Annotated in this window: 8 protein-coding genes; 5 read left to right on the forward strand and 3 right to left on the reverse strand. The window is 60.1% G+C overall.

Going from position 1 to position 8,086, the window contains the following annotated elements:
* The 3 genes from WB650_RS23075 to WB650_RS23085 form a co-directional block, all read right to left on the reverse strand.
* Positions 1-286, reverse strand: a 286-nt coding sequence (locus WB650_RS23075) for a glutamine synthetase (RefSeq protein WP_423962200.1), incomplete at its 3' end; no start/stop codon positions are given.
* 199 nt (positions 287-485) lie between these two features.
* A complete protein-coding gene (locus WB650_RS23080) occupies positions 486-1,499 on the reverse strand; it encodes a DUF1646 family protein (RefSeq protein ID WP_422304055.1) in 1,014 nt (337 codons plus the stop codon).
* Positions 1,500-1,752: 253 nt separating this feature from the next.
* On the reverse strand, positions 1,753-3,222 hold the full coding sequence (locus WB650_RS23085) for an outer membrane beta-barrel protein (protein ID WP_422304056.1): 1,470 nt from the start codon (positions 3,220-3,222) through the stop codon (positions 1,753-1,755).
* A 497-nt stretch (positions 3,223-3,719) separates the two neighbouring features.
* On the opposite strand from WB650_RS23085, the gene WB650_RS23090 reads away from it, so the two are divergent.
* The 5 genes from WB650_RS23090 to WB650_RS23110 all read left to right on the forward strand — a co-directional run.
* Positions 3,720-4,886 (forward strand): acyl-CoA dehydrogenase family protein, encoded by a 1,167-nt coding sequence (locus tag WB650_RS23090; RefSeq protein ID WP_422304057.1) that lies wholly within the window; start codon positions 3,720-3,722, stop codon positions 4,884-4,886.
* Positions 4,887-4,897: 11 nt separating this feature from the next.
* Entirely contained in the window at positions 4,898-5,251 is a 354-nt protein-coding gene (locus WB650_RS23095) for an FxLYD domain-containing protein (protein ID WP_423962202.1), read from the forward strand.
* A gap of 237 nt (positions 5,252-5,488) precedes the next feature.
* On the forward strand, positions 5,489-5,917 hold the full coding sequence (locus WB650_RS23100; RefSeq protein WP_422304059.1) for a helix-turn-helix domain-containing protein: 429 nt from the start codon (positions 5,489-5,491) through the stop codon (positions 5,915-5,917).
* Positions 5,918-6,025: 108 nt separating this feature from the next.
* Positions 6,026-7,318: an ACS family MFS transporter gene (locus WB650_RS23105; RefSeq protein ID WP_422304060.1), complete on the forward strand. Its 1,293-nt coding sequence runs from the start codon at positions 6,026-6,028 to the stop codon at positions 7,316-7,318.
* Between the two features lie 69 nt (positions 7,319-7,387).
* Positions 7,388-8,086 (forward strand): MFS transporter (locus WB650_RS23110; RefSeq protein WP_423962204.1); only part of this gene is annotated, 699 nt, incomplete at its 3' end.

Genomic DNA, 8,086 nt, shown 5'->3' on the forward strand with positions numbered 1-8,086 from the left:
GATCGGAAATGTTCGCGATGATACTGAGCGTCGGATCCTTGGTGAAAGGATCCATCACCGCAGTGTCGGGGTCGGGAATCACCAGCATGTCGCTGTTGTCGATCGCCTGCCATCCGCGAATCGACGATCCGTCGAAGCCCAGCCCTTCGTCGAAGGGAGCTTCATCCTTGAACTCGGAGATCGGGGCAGTGAAATGCTGCCACGTGCCGAGCAGGTCGATGAATTTCACATCGACCATCACCGCGCCCTTTTCCTTGATCATTGCCAATACTTGTTTTGGCGTCATCTAACCCGTAACCCTCCTGGCCGCTTAACGGGGCGGCATATTTGTACCTGTTGGTTGATCGATTTCGGAATATTTTTTTCTGTCACGAACGCACCGCTAACGCAACGGGCACCTGACGCATATTCAATCAGCATCCCGTGGCCGAGCAAGCGCGCCTCCATCGAGATCCCGTGCATTCTGCAAACTATTTCTCCCCTAATCAGCCGATTAACTTGATTACAGCAAAATAAATGCCTAGCATCACCAGCCCCATCGGCACGCCGATCTTCGCCCATGCCGCGCTCCCGATTCTGAGCGCGCCCGCGCTGACAATGTTGGGGATATTGCCCGGTATCAGCATTCCTCCGGAAACCAGCAGCGACAGGATTGCCTCGCGCGCTCTCGGCAACGACATGCCGTGCACTTCGAGCGCAACCAGGGTCGCGTTGTCGAGCGCGGCCGACACCGTGTTGGCCCAGAACAGAAGATCGTCGCCCATCCTGGTGACGTACTCGTTCGCAATCGGACCGTATGCGCTGCTGATCATCACCAGTCCCGCGATAAACGCGAACACCTTGCCGGCCTGGTAAAAAATCGCGCCGTAGGTCTGCTGCACGTGCGCACCGGCGGGAGCGTCGTCGTATTCGCCACGCGCAAATACGCCGGCAACGATCGCGCTCAGAATCAGGCCCGGAAAAACCCACGGCGCCAGCAAGTGGAACAACCCGAAGAATTCGAGATCGAGCGCTCGCGCCGCCAACGTCGAGAGCGGCTCGCCAAGGGGAGTCAGCGACGCGCCCATGCCAATCGCGAAGCATCCGGCGACCGTTACCCGAACCCGCTTGTCGCCCGCCAGATGAAGCAGGCCAATCACCTCGACCAGCACCAGCGCTCCGACGATCGCCGTGATGATGCTCGAAATGGACGCGATCACGAAGACGGAAGCTGCGGTCAACACCGGTCGCGATACCCGCTGACGCAGGCGCTCGAAAACCCGGTCAAGCCCCGGCCGCAGCCATTCGAACAGAAAGGCCGCGACGATCACGGCGACGCTGATAGCGATCGGCTCGTGCAGCGCCTCGAGGATCAACTCATACGTGAAGCCGGCGCCGAGAAGGGTCGCGAGCACGCCGAGCGCGAGGCAATAGATCTCGATATTGTGCTCGATGCTCGTAACCGCGAGCGGCCCAAACAGCAGCAGCGCCAGGATTACAATAGCGGATGCGTGATTCATTGAGAGCGCGAAACAACTATCACGCATCGATCGCGTGTATCTAGCTTACTATTCGATTGTTCCCCTTCCCTCGAACGAGAAAACACCTCTATCCGGTTCCCCTTCCCGCTCGGGGAAGGGGTTAGGTTCCTGAGAACAAAAGCCGGTTCTTATCTGCATGCTCGTTCACCAAAGAGAAGCGGCGGGTCCGCTTCTTCGGACCCGCCGCTTTGGCGCTTCGCTGCGCCCCTGATGCTCTAGCTCCCCGCCACGATTAGAAGGCGTAAATGAAATTGGCCGCCAACGTGTCCTGTCCGTGCCACAGATGCTGCGCGCCAGTCACCGGGTTGATGAAATTGTTGTTGGTGAACGCGTTCTCACTCGAATTATCATGCCGATATTCCAGGCGTGCGATCAGCCCCGTCACTTCGGGAATCTTGTAGCTGATCGTCTGGGTTATCTCCCACAACGTCTGCGCCTCGCCGTCGGTGCGCGCTCCGTCCATGTCGTCGAAGAATTCGGCGCGGGTTGCCGATTCAAGCGCGGGATTGAAATCGTACACCACGTACCCCGCCGCGCCCTGCCACGATGCGCTGTGACCGTTGATCACAGGACCCTCCTGGGACGCGTACAGGTATTCGGCCTGCAACGTCAGGTTGGGTACGAATGACGGCTTCCATGTTGCGATCGGATCGATCGCGCCAAGCTGCGAATTGGAAACCTGCTTGCCATTAGGACCGGGGATAGCATTCGGGCCAAAAATGCCGTTGACGACAAGGCTGAGCGACTTGTCCTTGTTGTTGAGCGTCAGCTCGCCCTCGACGTTCGGACCGGCGTTCGAGTTGGCTGCCGGATCATCCCATCCGTTGTTCAGGCCGGCCGTCGCCGATACGTAGTCGTTGAAGGTATAGCTGGCGCGGATGCCGGTATGAGTCAGCGGTTCGCCAAGGTTGAACAGCAGGCTGCGACTCTCGTTGAAGTTCTGGTTATTGTAGACCGGAATGATTTCGGCGCCGAGCAGCGTTACGAAGCGGCCGGCTTCAAGACTCACACCCGATCCGAGCGGCGCGGTGTAGGTCAGGTAGTACTGCGTCGCATCGATCCACTGGCCACCGACCGGAACGACGTTCGAGTAGTGCGTCACTCCGGAAATCGAGTTCGCGACCTGACCAACGTTGATGTCGGTCACGAATCCAACCGTTCCGTCGCGCTCGATGTGCAGGTTGCCCTGAGTGAGCTGAAATCCATTCTCGTCCCACGCGCGGAACACGTTGACGTTGGCGGTCGGCTGGTTGAAGTTATGCTCGTAGCCGGCATCGACCAGCGCATGCACGCTGATACCAAGATTGTCCGTCAGGTTCTTCTGAATCGCGGCTATGTTCGTCTCGTCCTGACCGACATGCTGGCCGATAGTGACCGGCGCCACGTTAGCCGCCGGCGGTGCTACGACCATCGCCGCTTCTATCTTCTTAACCTCGCTGGTGGTGTCATCCTGCTGCTTCTGCAGGTTGCCGACCTGGCCCGACAGCGCATTCAGTCGCTCCTCCTCATTGGGCCCCGTGGTGACAGTGGTTGTCGTCGTAGTGACCACGTGATGGTGGTGATGTCTCCTCGTCGTAGTTGTAGTCGTGGCTGGATCGGGATCTTCCGCCCGCGCATTCGCGCTGCACAGCAATCCGATTAGTGCGACGCCAGCAACCAGGCGTATCCAAACAACGCCCCGGAACGTCCTCGTTCTGTTCACTATTTCCTCCCTCCCCAAGATGCGCGGCCCTTAGCCGCGGCCACTGCGCCCACACGTAGCGGGCTACGGTGATTAACCGGCTGCCTTGGTTACAAGATTCATACCGGTGTAATGGTTGATCGACTTCGAAAATCCTTTGTATTCATAAGGATCTCGACGATCGGTCAGCGTTTAGTGATGCCCTTATGTAATGCATCTGCCGCGTCTTTAATCAGTTTAGCCTTAGGCCTTTGAGTTCTAACGGGTGCAGTCCGATTTGAATATGAACCCTTTAGCCTCACCCTCACTGACTTTCTATGCTAGGTATTAGCGATGCACGATCTGCTGAAACCCCTAGCTCCGTCGGACCACCGCCTAATCGCTCGGCAACCTCTGCTTCACGCAAAAGTAATTTTTGACGGAACGAAGCTACCGATGGTGGGGAGTCATTTCAAGACACCACCTATTGTATGAGTCCACAGACCTACTCTCTTCACTTCGAAGCGGTTGGAACATAAATGAATTTCGAACTGACAGAAGCCCAGGAAGAAATCGTCAGGCAGGTACGCACCCTGTGCACAAACTTTCCCGACGAATACTGGCGCGAGCACGACCGTCGCGCCGAATTCCCCCACGACTTCTTCGCCGCAGTCGCCGCCGCCGGCTACCTCGGTGTCGCGATTCCGGAGCGCTACGGCGGCAGCGGCCTTGGAATCACCGAGGCCGCCCTTGTGATGCGCGAAGTCGCGGCGTCGGGCGGCGCGATGGCGGCGGCCAGCTCGGTCCATCTGTCGATCTTTGGGGTCAGCCCGCTCGTCTTCCACGGCAGCGAGGAGCAGAAACTCCGCTATCTGCCGAAAGTGGTCACCGGCGAGATGCACGTCGCCTTCGCCGTCACCGAGCCCGACGCCGGCAACGATATTACGCACATCAAGACGGCGGCCCGCCGCGAGGGCGACAATTACGTCATCAACGGCCGCAAGGTTTTCACCACCAAGGCGCGCGAAGCAAAACGGATGCTGCTGCTCACGCGCACCACGCCTTTCGAGCAGGTAAAAAAGAAAACCGACGGGATGAGTCTGTTCTTCGCCGAGCTCGAGCCGTCAGCCGTCGAAATTCGCGAACTCGAGAAACTCGGCCGCGCCGCCGTCGACACCAACCTGCTGTTCATCGACAACCTGAAAGTCTCGGCGTCGGATCTGATCGGTGGCGAAGGCCGCGGGTTCCATTGCCTGCTCGACGGACTCAATCCCGAGCGTATCCTGGTCGCGGCTGAAGCTATCGGAATCGGCCGCGCCGCGGTCGCAAGGGCGGTCCAATACGCAAAAGAGCGCGTCGTCTTCGGCCGTCCGATCGGACAGAATCAGGCCATCGCACACCCGCTGGCGGATTCGTACTCAAAGCTCGAAGCGGCGGAACTCATGATGCTCAAAGCGGCGTGGCTGTTCGACAATCGCAAGCCATGCGGTCCCGAGGCCAACACCGCAAAGCTGCGCGCCGCCGACGCCGCGTTCGAGGCTTGCGATCGCGCGGTGCAGACGCTTGGCGGCTACGGCTACGTCCGCGAGTACGACGTCGAGCGCTACTTCCGCGAATGCCGTCTGCTCAAGATCGCGCCGGTCTCGCAGGAGATGGTGTTGAACTCGATCGCCGAGCACGTGCTCGGCCTGCCGCGCTCGTACTAAGCGCGTCGCCGATGCGCAAGGGGGCGATCATCGTTCTGCTCGGCGCGGTATGTTTCGCGGCTTACGTGTTCTACTCGCTGACCGGTGTCGAGCCGGTCAAGGTGGCCGACACACGCCTGGTGCGAAGCGGCGACCGGGTATCGGTCGAAGGCGAGGTTCGCAACACCGGCGACGACACCGGCCCGCTCCAGCTCGAAGTGCGCTATTTCGATCGCGATGGCCACTCGATCGGCAAGGACGTGGTCTCGATGGACGGCCTCCGTCGCGGCGCCGTCGCGCATTTCAAGAGTTCAGCGCGCCCGGACGACGGCGTCGCGGACTTTTCCATTTATCTGAACCACGGACGAAACCCGTACGGAAATTGAGGGCCGACGGCCGATTCATGATTCCATAAATGAATAATTTCGAGCGCCGTCCAGTCTAACATTCTGTAGGATTACACTATCTAATTGTGCCGACGAGGCTTGCATTAGTATGCTTGCCTCTAAGTCGTCTTGATGGTACTAACTGTAAGTGTCGAATAACACCATTTTGGTGGACGTGTGTTCGGATCGATCCATCGACCGCGTAATCGGTACATACAAAGGGGAAGAGGTTTCAACATGGCTCGCAACAAGGAACGTACGTTCGGACAGGTCATTCGTGAGCGGAGACGGCAACTGGATCTCACCCAGGAAGAAGTAGCCCACCGCATCAAAACCTCCACGCCGTATGTCGGACATCTGGAGTCCGGCAAACGCCATCCTTCCGACAAGATTCTGACTCGCTTGGCGGAAGTGCTCGGGCTCGATCGCCGCGAATTGTTTTTCCTCGCCAATCCTCGTGCGCAAGCCCTGCTGAGCCCCGAGGCCGAGACCCCGGCCGAGTCGGCCTGGGAAGATTTCAGGAAGAACGAGCAGTTGCGGCGCGTTCACAGCGTTACCCCCAGCGAGATGGAAATGCTTTCGCGGGTGGCGTTGCTCGGCGACGTCCGCTCGCCGCGCGACTTCATCTACATTCTCAACACGGTCCGTCACGCGGTCGGGAGATAACGCCAAGCCTCGATTCGACTACACGTCCTCAAATTCGATCAGGACGCGGGAGGTTCGCCTCTCGCGTCTTTTTTTTTGCGCATCGCGCGGCCTAAGCTCGATCGCATCATGGGCGAGCCTGCACGATTGCGTGTCACCGCGGCGGGAATCCCGCGATGGCCGCAGCGCTATACTGTCGTCGCGCTGTTCTTTCTCGGGACCGCGCTTTGCTACGTCGATCGCATCAGCATCTCGGTCGCGATCATCCCGCTCGCCCGCCAATTGGGCTACGACTCCGCCGCGCAGGGACTCGTGCTCTCGGCGGTGTTCTGGGGATATCTGTGGACGCAACTCGTCGGCGGATGGATGGCGGATCGATTCGGCGGCCATCGCGTGCTGGCAGCCGGCGTCGCGATCTGGTCGCTCGCAACCTTCGTTACACCGATCGCGGCCGCTGCGTCATTCGTCGCGCTGCTCGCTGCGCGCGTATTGCTCGGCCTGGGCGAGGGCGTCAACTTTCCTTCGATTCACAGCCTCACCGCTCGATGGACGCTGCCGTCCGAGCGCGCACGCGTGTTGTCCGTGAACTACAGCGGGATGTACGTCGGAACAATCCTGGCGCTGAGCGTGAGTCCTATGATCATCAAGGCATTCGGATGGCCCGCGCTGTTCTACATTTCGGGCGCGCTCGGGTTGGTCTGGGTCGCGGTCTGGATGTACGTCGCCGCCGACCGGCCCGAGACGTCGTCGCGCGTGACCGTGCCCGAGCTCGAGTTGATCACCTCGATGCGCACCGCGGAGCCGCGCGCGATGCTCGTGCCGTGGGCGGCAATCGCGCGCGAGCCTGCTGTCTGGGCGATCGTCGTCGCACATTTTTGCAGCAACTTCGGCTTCAACATCCTGCTGCTCTGGATGCCGACCTATCTGCATCACACGTTCGCGGTGCCGTTGGAGCGCGTCGGCGTCTATTCGATCATTCCGTGGATCACGACGTTCTTCGCGATAAGCATCTCGGGCTGGCTGGCTGACTCCCTAATCGCGCGCGGCCTCGCTGTCGGCACCGTGCGCAAGTCGATGCAGACCGCCGCTTTCGCGCTCGGGGCAATCTCGCTGATCGTCGTGCCCGCTGCACCTTCGCCGGCAATAGCGGTCGCACTGCTTACGCTCGCGGCCTCGTCCAATGGCATCGGCTCGGCGGCCTTCGGTGTGAATCACCTTGACGTTGCTCCGACCTACGCCGGAATCCTGATGGGAATCTCGAATACCTTCGCGACCATCCCCGGCATCATCGGCGTCGCCGCGACGGGGATGATCGTGCAGGCGACCAAATCTTTCAGCGCGGTCTTTTTCCTGATCGCGGCGGTCTATGGCTTCGGGATGTTTTTCTACATCCGATGGGCCAGCGGCGATCAGAAGATCTGAATTTTTGCGGTGGCGCACAGGCCGACAGTCGAGATATACCCAAAGCACAAACGGGAGCGCGATTAGTCGATGAGCCAAACGAGCAAACTCTCGCCCTACCGATGGGTTATCGAAACCCTGCTGCTGCTTCTGCTGACGGCGCAATCGTTCGCCTGGCTTGCGCCCGCGCCGATTCTCCAGGAAATCAGGAACGGGCTCGGAATCTCGCTCAGTAGCGCGGGCCTGATCATCTCGATCATCGCGCTGTGCATCGGCGTCTTCTCGCTTCTCGGCGCAGTCGTGTCCGAACGCATCGGACCGCTGCGCGCGCTGATTATCGGAATCTGGCTGATGGCCATCGGGCAGGTCGCGAGCGGCTACGCACCGAGTTTTGTCGCGCTGCTCGCATGCCGCGTGCTCGAAGGAGTCGGCTACGGCCTCGTGATCGCACCGCCCGGCACGCTGGTCATGCAATGGTTCGGCGAAGGCGAGTGGCCGTACATCAACATGATCAATTTCTCCTTCGGCTACGTCGGACTCACGGCCGTGTTCCGCGCGACGCCCGCGCTGTTCGCCGCAGTCGGTTCATGGCGGATGACTCTATTGTGGTACGGCATCGGCTCGGCCGGAGTCGCGTTGTTATGGACCATCTTCGGCCGCGAGCATCGCATCGAAATCGCAGCGCCCGCACCTGACGCAATCGAAGCGCCCGCCGAGCGCGGGTCGGCTCTGATGGAAGTCGCGAAGATGCGCAACGTGCTGCTGGTCGCCGCCGGCCTCTTCGGCGGA

It is taken from the genome of Binatus sp. (SeqCode) (assembly GCF_049584895.1).
Lineage (GTDB): Bacteria > Desulfobacterota > Binatia > Binatales > Binataceae > Binatus.

Coding starts and splice junctions, on each gene's coding strand:
- WB650_RS23080 (WP_422304055.1), bottom strand. CDS start 1,499: ATGAATCACGCATCCGCTATTGTAATCCTGGCGCTGCTGCTGTTTGGG.
- WB650_RS23090 (WP_422304057.1), top strand. CDS start 3,720: ATGAATTTCGAACTGACAGAAGCCCAGGAAGAAATCGTCAGGCAGGTA.
- WB650_RS23100 (WP_422304059.1), top strand. CDS start 5,489: ATGGCTCGCAACAAGGAACGTACGTTCGGACAGGTCATTCGTGAGCGG.
- WB650_RS23105 (WP_422304060.1), top strand. CDS start 6,026: ATGGGCGAGCCTGCACGATTGCGTGTCACCGCGGCGGGAATCCCGCGA.
- WB650_RS23095 (WP_423962202.1), top strand. CDS start 4,898: ATGCGCAAGGGGGCGATCATCGTTCTGCTCGGCGCGGTATGTTTCGCG.